The 19,570-nt window shown below is 62.0% G+C and carries 15 protein-coding genes; 5 read left to right on the top strand and 10 right to left on the bottom strand.

The features are described 5' to 3' along the window. Nucleotides 1-63: 63 nt before the first annotated feature. The gene (locus QX121_RS21520; RefSeq protein WP_315812975.1) at nt 64-3,390 is read right to left on the bottom strand and encodes an autotransporter domain-containing protein; all 3,327 of its coding nucleotides are present in this window, start codon (nt 3,388-3,390) and stop codon (nt 64-66) included. Between the two features lie 185 nt (nt 3,391-3,575). Between QX121_RS21520 and QX121_RS21515 the strand changes: the two genes are divergently transcribed. After that, nucleotides 3,576-4,784, top strand: a complete 1,209-nt coding sequence (locus tag QX121_RS21515; protein ID WP_315812974.1) for a TIGR03032 family protein — start codon at nt 3,576-3,578, stop codon at nt 4,782-4,784. A 97-nt stretch (nt 4,785-4,881) separates the two neighbouring features. Here the strand turns inward: QX121_RS21515 and QX121_RS21510 are convergent, their stop codons facing one another. The 5 genes from QX121_RS21510 to QX121_RS21490 form a co-directional block, all read right to left on the bottom strand. Further along, complete coding sequence (locus QX121_RS21510) at nt 4,882-5,661, bottom strand: enoyl-CoA hydratase/isomerase family protein (RefSeq protein WP_315812973.1); 780 nt, start codon at nt 5,659-5,661, stop codon at nt 4,882-4,884. A 72-nt stretch (nt 5,662-5,733) separates the two neighbouring features. Then, nucleotides 5,734-6,471: an esterase/lipase family protein gene (locus tag QX121_RS21505; protein ID WP_315782895.1), complete on the bottom strand. Its 738-nt coding sequence runs from the start codon at nt 6,469-6,471 to the stop codon at nt 5,734-5,736. Next, the gene (locus QX121_RS21500; RefSeq protein WP_315812972.1) at nt 6,471-9,896 is read right to left on the bottom strand and encodes an acyl-[ACP]--phospholipid O-acyltransferase; all 3,426 of its coding nucleotides are present in this window, start codon (nt 9,894-9,896) and stop codon (nt 6,471-6,473) included. Before QX121_RS21500 ends, QX121_RS21505 begins: the two co-directional genes overlap by 1 nt. 271 nt (nt 9,897-10,167) lie before the next feature. After that, entirely contained in the window at nt 10,168-10,437 is a 270-nt protein-coding gene (locus QX121_RS21495) for a hypothetical protein (protein WP_315812971.1), read from the bottom strand. Between the two features lie 187 nt (nt 10,438-10,624). Next, nucleotides 10,625-12,712: a molybdopterin oxidoreductase family protein gene (locus tag QX121_RS21490; protein WP_315812970.1), complete on the bottom strand. Its 2,088-nt coding sequence runs from the start codon at nt 12,710-12,712 to the stop codon at nt 10,625-10,627. Between the two features lie 377 nt (nt 12,713-13,089). Between QX121_RS21490 and QX121_RS21485 the strand changes: the two genes are divergently transcribed. From QX121_RS21485 to QX121_RS21475, 3 genes are read left to right on the top strand one after another with little or no spacing between them, the layout of a single operon-like run. Beyond that, nucleotides 13,090-13,776, top strand: a complete 687-nt coding sequence (locus QX121_RS21485; RefSeq protein ID WP_315756124.1) for a GntR family transcriptional regulator — start codon at nt 13,090-13,092, stop codon at nt 13,774-13,776. A gap of 55 nt (nt 13,777-13,831) precedes the next feature. Further along, nucleotides 13,832-14,830 carry a TRAP transporter substrate-binding protein gene (locus QX121_RS21480; RefSeq protein ID WP_315812969.1) on the top strand — a complete coding sequence of 333 codons (999 nt, stop codon included), beginning with the start codon at nt 13,832-13,834 and terminating at the stop codon, nt 14,828-14,830. Between the two features lie 36 nt (nt 14,831-14,866). Next, entirely contained in the window at nt 14,867-15,007 is a 141-nt protein-coding gene (locus QX121_RS21475) for a hypothetical protein (protein WP_315739030.1), read from the top strand. 191 nt (nt 15,008-15,198) lie between these two features. Here the strand turns inward: QX121_RS21475 and QX121_RS21470 are convergent, their stop codons facing one another. Then, nucleotides 15,199-15,930: a Crp/Fnr family transcriptional regulator gene (locus QX121_RS21470; protein ID WP_315739031.1), complete on the bottom strand. Its 732-nt coding sequence runs from the start codon at nt 15,928-15,930 to the stop codon at nt 15,199-15,201. Between the two features lie 571 nt (nt 15,931-16,501). Beyond that, entirely contained in the window at nt 16,502-17,215 is a 714-nt protein-coding gene (locus QX121_RS21465) for a helix-turn-helix domain-containing protein (RefSeq protein ID WP_315739032.1), read from the bottom strand. 141 nt (nt 17,216-17,356) lie between these two features. On the opposite strand from QX121_RS21465, the gene QX121_RS21460 reads away from it, so the two are divergent. After that, complete coding sequence (locus QX121_RS21460; RefSeq protein WP_315739033.1) at nt 17,357-17,674, top strand: cytochrome c; 318 nt, start codon at nt 17,357-17,359, stop codon at nt 17,672-17,674. Between the two features lie 10 nt (nt 17,675-17,684). Here the strand turns inward: QX121_RS21460 and QX121_RS21455 are convergent, their stop codons facing one another. Both QX121_RS21455 and QX121_RS21450 read right to left on the bottom strand, forming a co-directional pair. After that, on the bottom strand, nt 17,685-18,785 hold the full coding sequence (locus tag QX121_RS21455; RefSeq protein WP_315812968.1) for an ABC-type transport auxiliary lipoprotein family protein: 1,101 nt from the start codon (nt 18,783-18,785) through the stop codon (nt 17,685-17,687). Nucleotides 18,786-18,788: 3 nt separating this feature from the next. Continuing rightward, on the bottom strand, nt 18,789-19,568 hold the full coding sequence (locus QX121_RS21450; RefSeq protein ID WP_315739035.1) for an ABC transporter ATP-binding protein: 780 nt from the start codon (nt 19,566-19,568) through the stop codon (nt 18,789-18,791). Between the last annotated feature and the right edge of the window lie 2 nt (nt 19,569-19,570).

The raw sequence follows: 19,570 nt of genomic DNA, 5'->3' as shown, positions 1-19,570 counted from the left end.
GGTCTCGATGAGACGCTGATCGCCTCGCGCATCCGCTGTCCGGATATCTTTCCCCAGATAGAGCTAGAATTGAACTTTGATGTGCCCCTCGATCGAATGATCCTGGCTGCTCTTCGAAAGATTGCCGCGATAGGACACTCCCATGACAATATTGGCGCTTGTGCGCAGATCCAGGGCGGTCTGCACCAGGGCGGCATCCCGAGCGAGCGGCAGCCCTGCAATGTCAAATGCAGCGCCGGTGCTTCTGAAAAGCAGGTGGTCTTCCGGCTTGAGCTGGCCGAAACCGTGTTGCCAAGCGAGCGATGCTGACGGCTTGAGCGCCATTCCGTCCGATAATGCAATCAGCGCCGACGCGCGCGCTCCGATCGTCGTATAACCTACGTCCTCCTCGCGCGATGAGCCGGAAAGTGCGGCGACGTCACCGGCCTCATCGAAGCCATTGGTATGGAGATGGATCCAGGACCAACCTGCAAATGGCTCCACAAGAGCATCCGCGAGGTTCAGATCATAACCAATCTCACCAAATAGTTGTGAGCTGAACGCGCCATAACGCCCGGTCGCCCGTTCGAAAAAACCCGGATAGCTGATCGAGCGAGCGTTCCCAATCGTGCTGAAGCTCAGAAGTGCCCCCGAGCGGACGTTCCAGGCACCCACGTCAAAGCCAGTATAGACGGCTAGATATGCGCTATCGATATCGGCCGAGCTCGCACGGGCATCGATGCTCGTCCTCGAATTGGTGTAGCCGACCGCGACGCCTGCCCGCCAGTTGTCGCCCAGCCGCCCATCTACTCCGCTGAAGAAACCGCTCAGGCGTCGGCTCATACCAGCAGCATTGTCGTCACCATGAGCCATGCCCCAAGCCCCCACTCCCTGAGCCCACCAGCCAATATCCCGCGATGTGGACGCGTTGGCCGACGACGGAATGCTGCCGGTGTGGAGAATGCGCCTGTCCGTATCGGCGGCGTAGGCCAGATGCTTCGGCGAGGATAGATCGACATCGCCGTAGATCACGGCTGGACCACCGGAGCCGAAACTCGCAAACGGCCCAAAACGGTCCTCAAAGGAAGTTTGACGCAAGCGTCCGAGGACGGCGTCCCGGGCGAAATAACCGTCTTCGACGAGGGACGTCCGTGCGCTGGCATGAAGTTCGCCCGACAGCGCGTCGAACGCCTGTTGCGCGCCGGGCGCTGTCTGGAAGATCACGCTGCCGAAGAGCCGGCTATCCGGCGAGCTCTCCTGGAGAGCGGTGGCTACGGCCAGCTGGTTTGCCGTCCGCGCGACGCTCGGAAAGAACGTCGACTGAGTCAACGAGAGGAACACGTTGTTGGCATCATAACTCAGGCTGGGAAACAGGAACGCAGAGTTGCTGCTCACCCCAGAGAAGGCACCACTGATGCCATCGGCGGCATTGAGGATACTGTAGGTGGTACGGAAGGCATAGGCACCGTTCTGCGGCAGGACGACGACATTGCCATTGAGTCTTGCCGTGCCGGTCGCCACGATCCGGTCTGCCGCCCCGGACGCGTTGGTCTCGACTTCGTAGGTGGAGCCAGAGGCAAAGGATACGTCGCCAGAGACATTAAGCGTCCCGATCGCATTGCCTGGAGAAACGACTCCCCTGCTCGCGACAGCGAGGCCGCCGATCGTGCCATTGCCCATGAGCCGGGCCCCGGAGTTGACGAACACGGTCGATGCGAGCTCCCCTGTGACGTCCAGTATCCCGCTGTTGATGAACGTCGGGCCTGTGTAGCTACTATGCCCGCTCAGGACGAGCGTGCCACTGCCGTTTTGCTCGAGGGCACCAGAGCCTGAGATCGTTCCACCGAAGGTGTAACCGTCGGAATGATTGAAGGCCAAGATTCCGTTGTCGATCACGTCGCCGACGATCGAGCCGCTGGTACCGCCATTGCCGAGTTGCAGTGTGCCCGCGCTGACGATGGTGCCGCCGGTATAAGTGTTCGCACCGGAGAAGATGGTGGTGCCGGAGCCAAGCTGTTGGAATGTCCCGGTGCCCGAAATGATGCCGCCGAACGTGTAGCTGTCGGAACGATTGATCGCGAAGATGCCATTGTCGTTGACGTTGCCGCCGATCGAGCCGGCGCTGCCGCCATTCCCGAGTTGCAGTGCGCCGCTATTCACTGTGACTGAGGTGCTTGGCATGTTTCCGTCGACCTCGAGCAGGCCGCCATTCACGGTAAAGCTGGAGATGAGCGGAGTGGTGCCGGTAAGCGTCCAGTGGCTGCTGCCCTCCTTGAGAAACGTCCCGAAGCCCTGGTATTGCAGGCCGGCACCGATTGTTGCGACGTTGAAGCTCGCTGTACCAGTGCCGCCCAGTGCAAGGGTGTCGCTGCCGCCGCCGAAAACGTTGCCGTTGATCGCAGCGGTTGGATAAAGCTCAAGCCGGTTCGTCGAACCATGAAACCGAACGGCGCCGCCCGCACCGCCATCTAGCGTACCGGCCACAGTGAGAGTGGTAGGGCTGACGACGAAGCTCGATGTATCAATGGCGAAACTATCCGCTCCCGTACCATTCGAGGTCACGTGGCTTCCGGCGCCGATCGTAATCGCAATTGATCCGCTCGTTCCGCTTCTCGCATATATGCCCGTCGTATTGGTTCCTGTGACGTCGCCAGCGACGGCGATCTTTACCGCGCCATTGCCATCGCTCCGCGCGAAGATGCCGCTCTCCTGGCCGCTCACGGTAGTTCCGGCGGCTGTGGTCACCGTGACATCTGCGTTCCCTCTCGCGAGAAGAGCGAAATCGCTGCCGGTCGTGCCGGCGGCCGTGACGTCACCGTTGACCGTCACGGTCGTCGATCCAGTGCCGTAGTTGCGGCTCAGAATTCCGTAGCGCGCGCCGCGGACGTTGGAGCCTGCGCCGGTTGTCACGGTCAGATCAGTGCCGAAATTGATCGCCACGATTCCCCGCGATACCGAGGTTGTGCCCGTGCTTACGACATCGCCGTTGGTCGTGATGCTGAGCGCGCCGGTGCCCTGGTTGCGGCCCCGAATGCCGTAGTTGAGGGCGGTGATATCACCGTTGGTATTCACTGTGATGCTGCCCGGAACGCCGGCTGTCGTCGTCATATTGAGTCCGTTGCCGGCGGTCGCAGTAAACGGAGAGAAGTTCGTATCGGTGTATGAAAGGTTGCCGGCGCCGGTGATCGTCAGAGCATTCGAGGAGACCGTCGTAATGCGGAATCCCGATAGCGCAGTCACGTGAGCGTTGGCGCCCGAAATCGTCTGGGCGGTGCTGGCCGCCGAGCATTCCCAATTGGAACCGCCCACATTGGCGCAAGCAGCGTAGATCCGGCGGCTATAGCCGAAAACTGCGCCCACCAGCATCGAAGACGACAGCACCAACTGCCGGCATGGAAACCTGTCGGACAAGCGCCGCCCTCCTCCTTTGGGCTGGGAAACTCAACCTTTATATGTCAAGAATTACTGGACAACCAGAAGATGATGGCACATCGACCAAAAAGTCTTAAGCCGTTCCCGTCTTTCGAGGCACTCTCCTAGGCCGCGCTGAAGAGGCCTGCCTCTTGTCGGATTCACCGCCGTTTGGAGAAGCATCCATGGGCCGTCGTGACGACGTACCGACATTCGAATCAAACGAGATTCTGCCAGCCGATCGAACTTGCGTACGCCTTCCCGCGGAACAGGTTGGCCAGGCCGGCAGTGAAGCGGTTCGGTATTCCATGTCACCCGGACTGCCCGGCTTTCTTGGTTCTCAGCGCATCGCCATCGCGGGTTCGTCCTATCAATCCGGCAAATTCTATTTCCTGGGTCAGAATGCCGACGGCGGGCTCTTGGTCCACGAGCGCCTCTTTCACAAGGCCATGGGAATCTGCGTCGTGGACAGCGATACGATCCTGCTCGCCACGATGTTCCAGATCTTGAGATTCAGGAACGTACTTGCGCCCGGGCAGCAGATCAACGATCTGCACGATGCCTGTTATGTCCCGCGCCAGATCTTCACCACTGGCGAGCTCGATGTTCATGACGTGGGGATGCTGAGCGACGGCCGCATCGTCTTCGTCAACACGCTTTACAATTGTCTTGCCTCTACATCGGAACGGCACAGCTTCACGCCGCTGTGGAAGCCTTCCTTCATTTCGAAGATCGTCAAGGAGGACCGATGTCATCTGAACGGACTTGCCATCGAAGACGGCGCCCCGCGCTACGTTACGGCGATCAGCAGATCGGACACCGTCGACGGCTGGCGCGACCGTCGTTCCGATGGCGGCATCGTCATCGACGTGCACTCCAATGAGATAGTGATCGATGGTCTCTCGATGCCTCATTCCCCTCGGCTCTATCGCGGGAGATTGTGGGTGCTCAACTCGGGCACAGGGGAGATCGGGTGGATCGAGCGTTCAGCAGCCGGCGCGACGTTCCACGTTCTGGCATTCTGTCCCGGCTTCGTGCGCGGGCTCGCGTTCTTCGGCAACTATGCCTTCGTTGGCTTGTCGAAACCTCGCTATGAGCGTTTCGAGGGTCTCGCACTGGATCGCAGGTTGGCCGAAACCGATTCCGAACCGTGGTGCGGAATCCAATTGATCAATCTCGACACCGGTGTCTGCGAAAACTGGTTTCGGATTGATGGGGCGGTAGCCGAATTCTACGATCTGGGCGTGGTGCCAGACGTGATACGACCAATGGCGATCGGCTTCGCCAACAACGAGATCCTTGATCTCGTCACCCACGATCCGATGGATCCCGCTCAGAGCGCTTGGCCTGTGCATGAACGAGCGCCGGGAATTGGGTCCCCGAGGCGCGCGTAAAGCTGCGCGCTAGCCGAGGAACGAGCGATGCTCCGCCTTCGCGGAGCATGACAGCTGGAACAACAGAGCCGCCGTCAAGCGATCCACCTGCCGCGCGCTACTTCCCCGGCCACACCGGCTTGCGCTTCTCGGCGAACGCCTTCAGGCCTTCCTTGGCGTCCTCGGTCATCGCCAAGAGCGCGATCTGGCTTTCGAGATAGGCGATCGCCTCGTCGAACGACATCGACGCGATGGCGCGCATGGCGTATTTGCCGCGGCGGATGGCGGTCGGCGACTTGTCGACGATGCGGCCGATCAGCCACTCGATCTTGGCATCGAGCTCGGCGGCGGGAACGACATGGTTGAGCAACCCCGCAGCCTGTGCAGCCTTGGCATCGAACGGCTCGCCCGTCAGCGCCCATTCGTTGACGAGTCGCGGTGGCGCGATGCTCTGCAACAGGCTCAGCACCTGCATCGGGAACACGCCGACCTTGACCTCCGGCAGGCCGAAGATGACGTGATCGGCCGCGACCGCCATGTCGGTCATGCACAACAGCCCCATGCCACCGGCCATGCAGACGCCGCCAAGGCGCGCGATCGCAGGCTTGGTGGCATTCTGCGACAGCCTGAGCAGATCGGCGTAGTCGACATTGGGGCGGGAGAAATCCATCGCAAAGGCCGCGCCCGAGTTCTGCAGGTCAGCGCCGGCGCAGAACGCCTTGTCCCCCGCGCCGGTCAGCACGATCACGCGAACCTGCGGATCGTCATGCGCCTGGCGATAGCCGCGCGAGATCCCGGCGATGACGTCGCCATTGAGGACGTTGCGCTTCTCTGGACGATTGATGGTGATCCAGAGGGCCTGGCCGCGCTTGTCGAGAATCACGCTGTCGTCGGTCATCGCCTTGCCCGTTGCTTGATGTTGGATGCGAGATTGTCGCGGGATAGCCGCCGCGGGCAAGGAAAACTTGCGTCAGCTGGCCGCGCGGCGGCCGATCTCGGCGATGACACCGTGCAGCCGCGGACGCGCTGGATCGAACTGTCCGGTGTGCAGGAAAGCGATGGTCTGCCGGAACGACGTCGGATGCACCAGCAGGCCCATATGCGAGGCCTTGATCACGGTGTAGTCCGTCATCTCGGCGAGCTTGCAGCTCTCGACCGAGACACGGCCGTCGTTCGGCCATGGCAGCAGGAACAGGCCGGCGATCGGATCGAGGAAACGGTTTCCGGCGATCACACCAATCTCGTAATCGGCGGGCGGCAGAGAGGCGAGCGTGACGTCTTTCGCCGTCACCAGCTGCAGGCCGGCCGGACCGAAATAGGTGCGATAGAGCCCGACATTCTGCAGCCGGTCGGCGAGCTCGCTGCCGCCATTGGGCGTTCCCAGCATGACGACACGGCCGAGCCGCGCCGGCCGATGCTTCGCGATCGCGACCCGTGCCAGCAGGCCGCCCATCGAATGGGTGACGAAGTGGATCGGGCCGTCGATCCCGGCGGCAAAATCGGCGATCGCCGGACGGATGTCCTCGGCAAGAAACTCGAGCGGCTTCTTGCGGCTTTCATAGTCGAGGTTCAACGTCGCAAAACCAGCTCGCTGCAGCCGCTTTTCCAGCGGACGCAGCATCAATGATCGGCCGGCGATTCCATGCAGCAGGACGACCCCCGCGTCGCGGGGGCCAATGTGCTGAGAACGCCGGCGCAGCGATGCAATCACGCGACTTCCCGCTCTTCCGGCTCACGCTCGACCGTGGCTGTTGCCGCACTCGCCTCGGCGAGCGCCTTGGCGCCGACATAGTCGGTCTTGCCAGAACCGAGCAGCGGGATCTTGTCGACCACCATCACGACGGCCGGCACCGCCAGCTCCGGCGCGCCTTGCGCCTTGGCCTGGCGCTGCATCGCGGAGCGCTCGGCATCCTTCTGCGTCGTGATCAGCACGATGCGCTCGCCCTTGCGCTGGTCGGGAATCGAGACTGCGACCGATGCCGCTTGCGGCCATAGCGTCGCGGCAATCTGCTCAACCACCGTCAGCGACACCATCTCACCGGCGATCTTGGCAAAGCGCTTGGCGCGGCCCTTGATCGTGATGAAGCCTTGCGCGTCGATGGTGACGATGTCGCCAGTGTCGTGCCAGCCCTCCGGCAATGCCTCCAGCACACCCGGATTTTCGGCTCTGACATAGCCGAGCATGACGTTGGGGCCGCGGACCGAGAGGCGTCCGCCCTCCTCGATGCCCGGCACCTTGTCGAGCCGGTACTCCATCAGCGGCGACAGGCGGCCGACGGTGCCGACACGGTTGGCCATCGGCGTGTTCATCGCCAGCACCGGCGCGGTCTCCGTGACGCCATAGCCTTCGAGAACGCGGATGCCATAACGCTCCATGTAGATCTGCCGTGTCCGGTCCTTGACCGGCTCGGCGCCGGCGATGACCAGCCGCAGGGTACGGAAATCATAGGCGTGGGCGGAGCGCGCGTAACCAGTCAGGAAGGTGTCGGTGCCGAACAAGATGGTGGCGCCGGTCTGGTAGATCAGTTCGGGCACGATCCGGTAGTGCAGCGGCGACGGGTACATATAGATGGGGATGCCCGCCAACATGGGCATCATCATGCCGCCGGTGAGGCCGAAGGAGTGGAACACCGGCAAAACATTGAACACAAGATCGTTAGCGTTGGCGTCAACCCTCGCCAATGCCTGCGCAGCATTCGCCAGAATGTTGCGATGGGACAGGACAACGCCCTTCGGCGTGCCTTCGGAGCCGGACGTGAACAGAATCACGGCGGGGTGGTCGGCATTGCGGCCGACGCGCGGCTTGGTGCCGTCGATCATACCCTTGATCTTGTCGGCAAAGCTGACGGAGGCCTTGACGTCCTCGAGATAGACCAGACGGGCCTGCCCCTCGATCGCCGCGATCAGCTTGTCGAGCTTGCCCTTCTCGATGAAGGCCCGCGACGTCAGAACGGTCGTGACCTGCGCCGCCTTCATCGCCGCCAGCACGTTCACCGGGCCGGCGGAGAAGTTCAGCATTGCCGGCACGCGGCCGATCGACTGCAGCGCCATGAAGACGACGGCGACGCCGGCGGAGTTCGGCAGCAACAGGCCGATGTTCTCGCCCACCATCGTGCCCTGCTCGAGCTTGCGGCTGAGCACCTGCGAGCCAAGCAGCAGCTTGCGATAGGTCAGCTTGGTGCCGAGCGGATCCTCGATCATCACCTTGCCGGTATCGTGGTCGCGATGGGCATGGGCGAGCGCCTCGAACAGCGTCCGATCCAGCATGGCGTTCTTGACCATGGCTTCGATCATCACGTCCTGCAGCGCAGCGCCAGCTGCATTGCGGCGGGTCTTGCCCTTGAGAGCCGCATCGATGGTGAGCTTCACCGGCGGCAGGATCGTCACCGTCACCTTGGGAAACCACGAGCGCTTGATCTGGCCATCCTTGAGATAGCTGAGATGCGAGCGCTGCGCGCCCTCGATGCGGACCGGCACCACGACGGCGTCGGCCTTGTCGGCGATCATCGCGGTGCCGTCATAGACCTTCATCAGCGAGCCCGACACCGTGATGCGGCCCTCCGGGAAGATCACCACCGGCTCCTGGCTGGCGACCAGCTTGATCAGATCGCGAGCACCGAGCGGCTTGGTCGGGTCGATCGTGATGTGGCTCACAAGTTTCAGGAAGACCTTCGCCCACCAGGCCTTGGAGATCCCGGTGTCGACGGCGAAGGTCGCATCGATCGGCAGCACCGCGTGGAGCAGCGGGCCGTCGATCAGGCTGACATGGTTCGGCGCGATCAGCATGCGGGTGCCGGCCGGCGGCAGGTTCTCCAGCCCGCGCACCTCGGTGCGGAACAAGGCCCGAAACAGCATCGCGCCGAAGTCGCGCACGCCCTCTCTGCCCCATTTGGTGAGCACGAACCAGACGGCGCCGAAGCTCGCCAAGGCCAGACCGAAGAAGATCCAGGCGATCGAGACGCCTGCAGCCTGCAGGCCAGCCACGCCCAGCGAGCCGACCACCATGAAAGCGGCCTGCAGCACGTTGCCGGCGGCGATGACCCGGGCGCGCTCGGTGGGCTCCGACCACGCCTGCACAGCGGCGAACGCAGGAACCACGAAGAGGCCGCCGCCGAAGGCGAACAAGGCGAAATCGAACAGCATGCGCGAGCCTGACCAGGAGCCGATGAATCCCAGCGGCGTGATTCCCTTCGCGATCTCCGTCGTGCCGATCGCCCAGGACAAGTCGAGGCCGAGCACGCCCATGATGATGGCGCCGATCGGCACCAGCGCGAGGTTCGGCCTGACGTGGCTAAGATGCGCGGCGAACAGCGAGCCGATCGCGATGCCGACCGCAAAGATGGCGAGACACAGGGTGACGACGCCCTCGGTACCGCCGACGACGTCCTTGACCAGGGCCGGCAGCAGCGACAGCACGACGGCACCCACCAGCCAGAACCAGGACACGATCACCATGCCGTCCCACAGCCGGGGCGCGGCATGTAACGACTTCAGAAGGTGCAAGGTCGAGGTCCAGGGGTTGGCTGTGATCCGTAGATCCGGCGCGGACGGCACCGTGTGCGGGATGCGCGAGGCGGAGGCCCAGGAGATGACGGCAAGGCCGATCACCGCGAGAGCGACCCAGCCCATGTGCGAGGAGCCGGAGACAAGCTGGCCGCCGGCGATGGTGCCAATCAGGATGGCCATGAAGGTCGCACCTTCCACTAGCGCATTGCCGGTGGCGAGCTCGCCGACCGTCAGCTGGTCCGGCAGCATGGCGTATTTCACCGGGCCGAACAGCGCGGCGATGACACCGAACATGCCGAGGGCGACGAACAGCAGCGGGATCGAATGCATGAAGAAACCCAGCGCCGCGAAGCCGGCAGCGAATATCTCGGCGAACTTCAGCCTGCGCGCGACGATGCCCTTGACGTACCTGTCGGCCAACTCGCCGCCGAGTCCCGAAAGAATGAAGAATGGGAAGATGAACACCGCACCGGCCACGGTCACCAGCGCATCGCCATGCACGGCCATGGCGCCATAGAGCAGCATGATGACGAGCGCATTCTTCAGGACGTTGTCGTTCAGCGCCGAGGAGAATTGCGCCCAGAACAGCGGGGCAAAACGGCGCGACGACATCAACTGCTTGATCATGGTCGTTTCCTGGTGTGCTGCGGCGGCTCGGCCGCAAGGATGACAAGAGTCTTGAAGGTTGGTGATGAAATGAGGTGATGCCGGTGACGCACCCTGTTAGACGCGGTCATGCGGTCTGCCGTTCTGTTGTTGGCCGCCGACCAGCACGAAGAGTAGCCCGAAGGTCGTGTGCAAAAGGCTTATCCAGACCGAGGGCAGCTGGACGGAGGTTATGGGACGCGAGGACATGGTGACCGCTTCCTTGCGTTTGAGCCGGGGATTTGAGCCGTGGTCAGCTCAGCTCACTCAGGTAGTGGAAGCAGCCGAACAGGCCGCCGCGGCGAGGCCGGCGTCCCTCGCGAACAGCTGCGCGAAAAAGCCGGTCTCCGGGCACCCGCCTTGCGCGCCGCGCGGCCAGCAGGCCGGCAACGTCACAGGCGTTGGCGATGCGCTCAACGCGTGCCGCCACAAGGTGAGACGCAGCCCGAGCCAAACCGTTCAGCAACGGCTGGAGATCGACGACGGGAAAAAGCTGCGGACCGCGAAAGCTGAGAACCTGCATGGGATCACTCCTTCTATTTTGAGCAACGCTCAAAATAGATATCGCAAAAATGAGCGACGCTCAAGAGGATTCGGTAAGGCGGAGCGATTGGGTAAACGAAGTCTTCCCGGCCGCGGCCAGCACACCAAAGCATGACATCAAGCCATTGATTCTAAAAAATATTTTCGATGACCCGTCCAGGTCGGCGTCACCCGGCCGATTTGCGCAGCCAGACCTTGTTGTCGTGAAAGGCCGCGCCCCCGATCGGCGCGACGGTGTCGGCAGCGGTGAGCACGTTGATGCCCCGCCCCCCGACATGGGCGCGATTGGGATGGATGGATTCGGCGATCAGCACCCCGCGCCGGACTCCGTCGAACAGCCGGGCCGCAAGCGAGGTCTGGCCACGCTCATTGCCGAGCGTGACGATATCGCCGTCGACAATGCCAAGCGGGGCTGCATCGAGCGGATGGATCATGACGGAGGGTCCCCCTTCCCGCGCCTGCGACGATGGCGTCTCGTTGAAGGAGGTGTTGAGGAACGAGCGCGCGGGGCTGGTCGCAAGCCGAAACGGATGCTGCTGATCGACCTCTTCGGTCACCGCCCAATGGTCGGGCAACGACGGCATGCGTTCAGGATTGCCCATGACGCGGCCGAATAGTGGATGCGCCCAGTCGGCCTTGAAGTGAAATTTCCCGTCGCTGTGCGCGAAGCCGTCGAGATAGTGCGAGGTGCGGAAGTCCGGCTGAAGGTCGCGCCAGACATCGGCCTCGAGCCCGGCGATATCGCCATGGCCGCTCTTCTTCAACGTCGCATCGATCAGCTCGCGCGGCGACATCTCGAAGCCCGGATGCACCGCCCGCAGCCGGCGCGCCAGGCCCTGCAGCACCTCATGATTGGACCGGCACTCGCCGGGCGGGTCGATCAGCTTCGGTCCGATCGAAATGTGCTGATGGCCGCCGCCGTAATAGAGATCGTCATGCTCCATGAACATCGTGGCGGGCAGCACGATATCCGCCATCTGCGCCGTCTCGGTCATGAACTGCTCGTGGACCGCGACGAAAAGATCCTCGCGCGCAAATCCGTTGCGAACCAGCTCCTGCTCGGGCGCCACCGTCATCGGATTGGTGTTCTGGATCAGCATCGCCTTGACCGGCGGACCGCCGCACAACGCTGCTCGATCCCCGGTGAGGATACGCCCAATCTGCGACTGATCGAGAAAGCGGGTGGAATGATCGACGGCATCACGGCCCTCGATGATCGATTCATCGAAATGCCACAGCGCCGCGTTGTTGAAGAAGGCTCCGCCTCCCTCATACTGCCAGGCGCCGGTCACCGCGGGAATGCACGATGCCGCATGCATCTGCGTCGCGCCGTTCCTGCTGCGAGTGAAACCATAACCCAGTCGGAAGAAGGTCCGCTTCGTCTCTCCGACCAGACGGGCGAACGCCTCGATTTCGGCCACGGGAACGCCAGAGATTTGCGATGCCCATTGCGGCGTCCGGGTCTCCAGATGCGCTTCGAGTTCGGCAGGACAATCCGTGTACTTCTCCATATAGGCGCGGTCGGCATAGCCATCGCGAAACAGCACGTGCATCACGCCGCAGGCAAATGCGCCGTCGGTCCCAGGTCGCAGGATGACCTTGATGTCGGCCTGCTTCATGGTCTCATTGTCGTAGACATCGATCGCCGCGATCTTGGCGCCTCGTTCCTTCCGGGCGCGCGCCGCATGAGTCATGACATTGACCTGCGTGTTCACCGGGTTCGTGCCCCAGATCACGACCAGATCCGAGAGCGCCATCTCCCGCGGATCGACGCCGGCAATCTTCCCGGTGCCGATGGCAAAGCCGATGCGCGCGACATTGGCGCAGATCGTCGAGTAGAACCGCGAGTACTTCTTCACATGGGTGAGACGGTTGAGGCCATCGCGCATCACGAGACCCATCGTGCCCGCGTAATAATATGGCCAGACCGACTGAGCGCCAAAGTCGCGCTCCACCTGGAGAAACCGCTCGGCGATCACGTCCAACGCCTCGTCCCAGGAGATGCGTGCAAATTGCCCTGAGCCTTTCGGGCCGACGCGACGCATCGGATGCATCAGCCTCTCAGGATGATGAATCCGCTCGGCATATCTCGCGACCTTGGCGCAAACCACGCCAGCCGTATAGGTCTGCCGTTTCGAGCCGCGAACGCGGCCGATCGTCTTTCGATCGAGCACCTCGACGTCGAGCGCGCAGGCCGACGGACAATCGTGCGGGCAGGTGGAATGGCGGATGTCGACCCGAGTCTGCTGGTTCATGCCCGATTCGTAGCACCAAAGAATGCGTCCGCCGAGAGCATTCGCGAGGCATTCGCATGAACAAGATTCGTGCGTGTCTGCTCCACCGCAAACGTTGGGCCTGTTTCTGGACGCGGCAAGTCACCATCGACAACAACCGATCCGCCGCCAGGGGCAAGGTGAAGACTGCATCAAAAGACGATAGGCTTCTGTTGCGCGCTCGGGGGCGCTCACCTGCGAACGATCTACGTCGCAGCGCACCATGCCCAGCCCTCAGCTGACCGGCAATTTCGATTGCAAAGCCAGCTTCATATATTAATATATCAGTTGAGGAAACGCACATGTCCAGTCGAGCCCCGAGGAAAATGGCCCCAGCGCCACGGCCTGTGGTTGCCCGCATGCGCCGCAATGGTCGGCCCCGCGGCGCGACAGCAGCGTCACGCATCTACACCGATCTCAGGTCCGAACTCGTGTCGCTCGTGCGCCTGCCGGGGGAGCCGATCTCGGAAGCGCAGATTGCGACGACCTATGGTGTCAGCAGGACACCGGTCCGCGAGGCCATTCTGAAACTCTCGGATGAAGGGTTGGTCGAGATCTTTCCGCAGTCCGGCATCTTCGTCTCGCGCATTCCGGTCGCAGCACTCCCCGAGACCATCATCATCCGAAAGTCTCTCGAAGAGACCACCGCTCGGATGGCCGCCGAGCATGCGACATCGAGCCAGTTGCTCAACCTTCATGCGACCCTCGAACGTCAGCGCGAGGCCTGTGCCGCAAAGGATCGCGAAGCCTTCCATCAGGCAGACGAGATGTTTCACGCTGGCATCGCCGAGGTCGCGGGCTATCCCGGGATCTGGAAACTGATCGTTCAGGTCAAGGTTCACGTCGACCGCTATCGTCGACTGACCCTGCCGCAGATCGGACGGATGGCCGAAGTGATCGCAGAGCACGAACCAATCCTTCAGGCCATCGAGCGGCGCGATCCGGATCGTGCCCGGGCTGCCATGGCGAGTCATCTGGAACGCCTGCTCGACGACATCTCTGAAATTCAGACCAAGAATCCAGAGTATTTCGATCAACCAAGCTAACGAGATGATCGCATCGAACCTTGCGGCGACACGATCATTCCGTCGGAGAGACGCCATGAAAAGACGCGATTTCATCAGATTGAGCGTGGGCTTTGCGGGCGTTGCAACGCTGCCGCCGATCTCGGCCGCCCTTGGGCAATCGAAGGCGGTGTTCAAGGCATCCGACGTTCAGCCGCCGGGTTATCCGACGGTTGCAGCAACAGAAAACCTCGGCAAAAAGCTTGCAACGGCAACCAACGGCAGGCTGTCGATCCAGATGTATCCCTCCGCTCAGCTCGGCGGCGAGAAAGAGACCATCGAGCAGACCCAGATCGGGGCGATCCAGATGCTGCGGGTCAGCGCCGGCGCGCTCGGCCCGATCGTCGACGACGTCAACGTCGTCAACATGCCCTTCCTGTTCAAGAGCATCGAACATTCTGAAAAGATGATGGACGGTCCGATCGGTCAGGACCTTCTGGACCGCGTCAGCGCCAATGCCAGCGCAAATCTCGTCGCACTCTGCTGGATGAATTCGGGCGCGCGCAGCATCTACAACACCAGGAAGCCCATCAGGACGGTCGAGGACGTCAAGGGGCTGAAGATCCGTGTGATCGGCAATCCCATCTTCATCGACATGATGAACGCGCTTGGCGGCAACGGCGTCGCGATGGGCTACGATCAGGTCTTCAGCGCGCTGCAGACCGGCGTGATCGACGGGGCCGAAAACAATCCGCCGAGCTACGTCTTCAGCAATCATTACACGGCAGCGAAGTACTATTCGCTCACCCAGCATCTCGTCATTCCGGAAATCCTCGTGTTCTCGAAGCGGTCCTGGGCAAACCTGTCGACCGACGACCAGACCTTGATCAAGAAGTTCGCGCGCGAAGCGCAGATGGAGGAGCGCGAACTCTGGAAGGCCTACGAGCGGGAAGCGATTGAGAAGGCCAAGGCCGGTGGCTCCGAGATCGTCGAAATCGCCAACAAGGCGCCGTTCCAAAAGGCCGTGAAGCCGGTCTGGGACAAATACGGTCCGAAGTACCAAGAAATGATCAAGCGCATTCAGGACATCGCATAGACCGCACGCTCGGTTCGGACGATCAAGAGGCTTACGATGGCCGGACTCTATCGCCGGGCGATGGATGCGCTGTATCCCGCTTGCGTCATCGTGGGCGTAACGGCGCTCATGCTGATCTCAGCCGTCATCACTTGGGCGGTCTTCACCCGCTACGTCCTGAACAGCGCGGCTTCCTGACCCGAAGCGATGGCCGTCCTGTTGTGCTGGTGCCACCAAACCATAAACGCCGTCCTTCACGCGCTCGCGGCCGGCGAGACGATCTCGATCAGCGCGCTGTTCATGTCCGCCCCCCGGGGAAATCCAGCTCGCCGTCGGCGGGATACGGCCATCACCGGCTAGGTAGGACGTCGGAAAATGCCTCGCCGCCTCTACTCGTCTTCGTCTTGACCGGCCTCCGCCAATCCGCGTAACGGCTCGGGATTCAGAAGCACGATCGCCCCGTGCTCGAGGCGGACCCAGTCCCGCGCGGCCCATGCACGCAACTGCTTGTTGATGCTCTCCCGCGTCATGCCGACCATTTCGCTGATCTCCTGCTGAGTGATGGCGATGGTGCGGCTTGCGGTATCCAGCTTGCGCTTGTCGGTCAGGCCGAGCAGCGCACTGGCAAGGCGGCGGGGGAGATCCTGAAGGATGACCTGCTCGACCTGGTCGCTGGTCCAGCGCAGCCGATCGCAAAGCAGCTCGATGAATTTCATTGCCAGCACCGGCTGGCTCTTCACGAACGGCAGGAATTCGCGCCGATCGATGACCAGAATCTCGCAGTTCGTATTGGCCGTTGCGTCGGCTGTGCGTTCTCGGCCGTCGAGCACGGCGACTTCGCCGAATATCTCACCCGCGCTGATCAGGTTCAGGATGGCATTGCGGCCGTCGGGCGACGAGACACTGATTTTGACGGTGCCACTGATCACGGCATACAAGCTTGAGCCAGGATCGCCTTTTGAGAAGATGGTTGAACCGCGCTTGAGCGATGTCGGCTTGGCGTAGCGGCAGAGCTGATCGACCGCATCGGCCTCGAGTTCACGAAAAATCGGATGCTGACGTAGCACCGACAGTTTGCCGTTGTTGGTAGGTCGGACGCTCGCCCGCTTTTCCTCAGTCACACCGCATCTCCCAGGCGTCCGAATACCGCCGCCCAAGGGAGCTGTCCAAAGCCGGTGGCCAAGGCCCCCGCGGATGTCAGGGGACTATGGACACGCCTACAGCCACCAGCAAAGACGATCCCTCGGACTTGCGACCACCGATCCTCGATTTCATTGCACTTCGGAATACGGCAGATCGGCGGATTGTCCAGGAAAATGCGGCGAACGCTCAAGGCGAAGCCATCTGCCAATCGACGCCGGAGGCGTTTCCGCCCCCGAGAGGCGGCCCGGCATACATTGTGCAGCGCGTGAGAGTCGTCCAGCCGCCCGTCGGACCAGCAGCGCTACTCTTCTGAGCGCAAGATGCCGCAGCCCAAGGGCAGCCTGTACCTCACACCCGATGTCTTGTCTGTGAATCAGCCCAAAGCAGGACCGCAGCGAACCCGACAAAAACCCCCACAACTGCAAAGCTGACCATCATAGCGTCGAGCGGCATGTCTCTCTCCCCTGTTCGAGTTTGAGACACAGTTCCCTATCGGCTGCGCGGCAGTCCTTGATCCAGATCAATGCAATGCGGGTTTCGCCAGCGACGTCAGGCAGCAGCCATAGCTTCAGCTCGCGCCGAATCTCGAAGCGAGACGCCCCCGGGCAGGATCGCGATGATGCCCTCCCGTTCGAGCTTCGTGAACGTTCGACTGACGGTCTCGATGGTGAGCCCGAGATAGTCGGCGATATCCTGCCGACTCATCGGCAACGGTACCATGTTAGAGGGTCCCCGAAGCTCCACCAGCCGGTCCCTCCAGCCAACGAGGAATGTCGCGACCTTCTCCTCGGCTGATCGGCGTCCGAGAAGTACCATGTGATCACGCGCCTGATTCAGCTCCTGCACGGCCAGTTCGTTCATCCGCCGCAGCAGGTTCGGCTTGTCCTCGGCAAAGCGTCCGAACGGTCCCTTTGCGAACTGGCAGACGGTGACGGGACCGATTGCGTCGGCCGAAAATCCATGCCGTTCCTCCGTCGTCATGCCGACGAAGTCGCCAGGCAGCGCAAATCCGACGATCTGCCTGCGTCCGTCGGGGAGAAGCTTGTAGAGCCTCATGACCCCATCCAATAAATTGTAAAAGCAGGACGACGTATCTTCTTGCGCGAAAACCGTCTCGCAGGTCGCAAAATGGGTCCGGCGGCTGAGCTGCTCGAATTCACGCATTTCGAACTGGTCGAGCGACGCACAGACACTGAATCCCCGCACGGCACAATCGGCACAGGCCTGCCCATGGAAATCGACTGCAACAAGAGACGTCTTCATACGGGGCTCCGCTGGGCCAAGCGCAAGGATATAATGATTGCATTCTAACGGACGCTCGAAGTTCCGATTGATTCAAATCAAACGAACCAACAATCCGGGCCCTATCGTGGCCTCCATTGCCAGCGCCAACGGACATTGTGAATGCAGCGGCTTGTTCTGTGCCACCTTCTCGCCGCGATAGCGTTGGCGCCCCCCTCCTACGCGGCGTCGACGTCGCAGCAACGTGGGCAGGCCTTCGCGAAGGCCCACTGCGCACGATGTCATGCCATCGGTCGAACGGGAGAGAGTCCCTTCGAACCGGCACCCCCGTTCCGAAACCTGCATCTCCGCTACCCGATCGAATCACTGGGCGAAGCGCTCGCGGAGGGGATCGTGACTGGTCACCCGGCCATGCCCCAATTCCAGCTTGCGCCGCCGCAGATCCACGATCTGCTCTCGTATTTGAAGAGCTTGGAATAGCCCCGTCGATTCAGAGCGCCTGTATCGTCCAGGTCAGAATCGATTTGACAACCCGGCCGAAGGCCTCGTCGAAGGCGGACACGGCGCCAGCAGGATCAAGCCGGGCAACGGGCTGGTTTTCGTCAAACAGCCGTGACGCGATGACCTTGCCGTTCCCGTCGACGAGGCGAGCCGACAGACCAATCTCCGCCGCGGCGGTGTCGCCATTGATCCGGAAACGGCGGACATCGATCAGCAGCTGAAAATCCGGCTGGCCGAGATCGGATGTCCGCAGCGGAGCGTGGGCCACATCGTAATTCTCGAAGGCATCGATCAGACGTGACTGCAATAACTTGGGGATGCTGTCAGCCCAGAGGAAATCACCGAACCCCGGGTAGTCCTTTGTCGGCGTGAACAACATGCGCTGAGTCTGCAGCATCGCCACGGCCGTGGGCTCAGGAATCGCGAGCTGACCCTTGATGGTCTTGTTGACCGGCCCCAGTTCTCGCGGCGCGCTCAGATCATAGGTGACCTTCTGTGCTGGAGCGCCGCCTCCCGTCATTTTTTCCAGACCCGAGACGATTCCATCGAGCTTGCCGGTATTCCGCGCAAGGCCGTCCGAGAATGTCTTGAGGTTGGCGATCGTGTCTTTGAGCGGCCCGGCATTCTCCGCAAGCACTGCGTCGACGCGCCGCAGGGCGTCCCGGGCGGCCTGCGTCATGCTTTGTCCGGCGCCCGGTTCTGCAATCAGTGTCGATATGGCACTCGCCGCTCCTGCCGACGAGCCGCCCTCCAGCGCGATCACCGGCACTCCTGTCAGCCCCTGGAATTCCAGACCCACCTTCGTGTCGGCGCGCACGGGAGTCGTCGACGCCACGGAAATCGTTGCGTTGACCCGACGCGGATCGTTCGGCGCCAGGCCCAGCTCAGTCACCTCGCCGACCCGAATTCCGTTGAACAGAACGGCAGCCCCGACCAGCAGGCCGGGCACTGAGCCCTCGAACTGCACGTGATAGGTCGTGCGAGGCCCGAGTCCTCCGGTGTTGTTGAGCCAGTAAACGAAGCCAAAGATCGCGACGATGGCCGCCAGCACGAAGCCGCCGATGACAGCGAAAGGCGCACGGGTTTCCATCTTTCAACTCGCTTTTGGTTGCAGCATCTGGGATCGCTTGCCGTGAAAATAGGCTCTGACCCAAGGGTGTTCTGATCGAAGGAGATCGCTCATAGGGCCAATTGCCACGATCTTGCCGTCGGCCAAAGCAGCGACCCGGTCGCAGACCGTGTTCAGACTGGCGAGATCGTGCGTCACCATGAACACCGTCAATCCCAACGTCAGTTGGAGCGTCTTGATCAGGGCGTCGAAATCGCCGGCGGAAATCGGATCGAGGCCGGAGGTCGGCTCGTCAAGAAATACGATCGCCGGATCGAGAGCGAGCGCCCGCGCCAGCGCGGCGCGCTTCGTCATGCCGCCGGATAGTTCGGCTGGGAATTTATCACCGTCCTCTGCGCGAAGGCCGACCATTTCGAGCTTGGCTATCGCGATCTCATCCATCAAGCCCTGCGACATCTGCAGGCTCTCGCGCAGCGGAAATTGAACGTTCTGTTTGACCGTCAGAGACGAGAACAGAGCTCCCTGCTGGAACAGAATTCCCCAACGCCTCGCCGCAGCCTGTGTCGTCCGCTCTTCGGCGCCACCAAGGGGTGTCCCCATGACCTCGATGGTCCCGCTGCGCCGAGGAATGAGGCCGATGATCGTCCGCATCAGGACGGATTTCCCGCCGCCTGACGCGCCAACCAAACCGAGAATCTCACCGCGACGAACGTCGAGCGAAAGATCGTTCAGAACGAGCTGCCGGCCGAACCCGACGACGAGATCGGTCACGCGGATCGCGCTGGACACTCCAAGATCATCCATTG

It is taken from the genome of Bradyrhizobium sp. SZCCHNR2028 (genome assembly GCF_032380995.1).
Classification (GTDB): domain Bacteria; phylum Pseudomonadota; class Alphaproteobacteria; order Rhizobiales; family Xanthobacteraceae; genus Bradyrhizobium.
This window is presented reverse-complemented; position numbering and strand designations above follow the sequence as displayed.

Coding starts and splice junctions, on each gene's coding strand:
- QX121_RS21500 (WP_315812972.1), bottom strand. CDS start 9,896: ATGATCAAGCAGTTGATGTCGTCGCGCCGTTTTGCCCCGCTGTTCTGG.
- QX121_RS21490 (WP_315812970.1), bottom strand. CDS start 12,712: ATGAACCAGCAGACTCGGGTCGACATCCGCCATTCCACCTGCCCGCAC.
- QX121_RS21460 (WP_315739033.1), top strand. CDS start 17,357: ATGCAGCGGCTTGTTCTGTGCCACCTTCTCGCCGCGATAGCGTTGGCG.
- QX121_RS21455 (WP_315812968.1), bottom strand. CDS start 18,785: ATGGAAACCCGTGCGCCTTTCGCTGTCATCGGCGGCTTCGTGCTGGCG.
- QX121_RS21465 (WP_315739032.1), bottom strand. CDS start 17,215: ATGAAGACGTCTCTTGTTGCAGTCGATTTCCATGGGCAGGCCTGTGCC.
- QX121_RS21495 (WP_315812971.1), bottom strand. CDS start 10,437: ATGCAGGTTCTCAGCTTTCGCGGTCCGCAGCTTTTTCCCGTCGTCGAT.
- QX121_RS21450 (WP_315739035.1), bottom strand. CDS start 19,568: ATGGATGATCTTGGAGTGTCCAGCGCGATCCGCGTGACCGATCTCGTC.
- QX121_RS21485 (WP_315756124.1), top strand. CDS start 13,090: ATGCGCCGCAATGGTCGGCCCCGCGGCGCGACAGCAGCGTCACGCATC.
- QX121_RS21510 (WP_315812973.1), bottom strand. CDS start 5,661: ATGACCGACGACAGCGTGATTCTCGACAAGCGCGGCCAGGCCCTCTGG.
- QX121_RS21515 (WP_315812974.1), top strand. CDS start 3,576: ATGGGCCGTCGTGACGACGTACCGACATTCGAATCAAACGAGATTCTG.
- QX121_RS21475 (WP_315739030.1), top strand. CDS start 14,867: ATGGCCGGACTCTATCGCCGGGCGATGGATGCGCTGTATCCCGCTTGC.
- QX121_RS21480 (WP_315812969.1), top strand. CDS start 13,832: ATGAAAAGACGCGATTTCATCAGATTGAGCGTGGGCTTTGCGGGCGTT.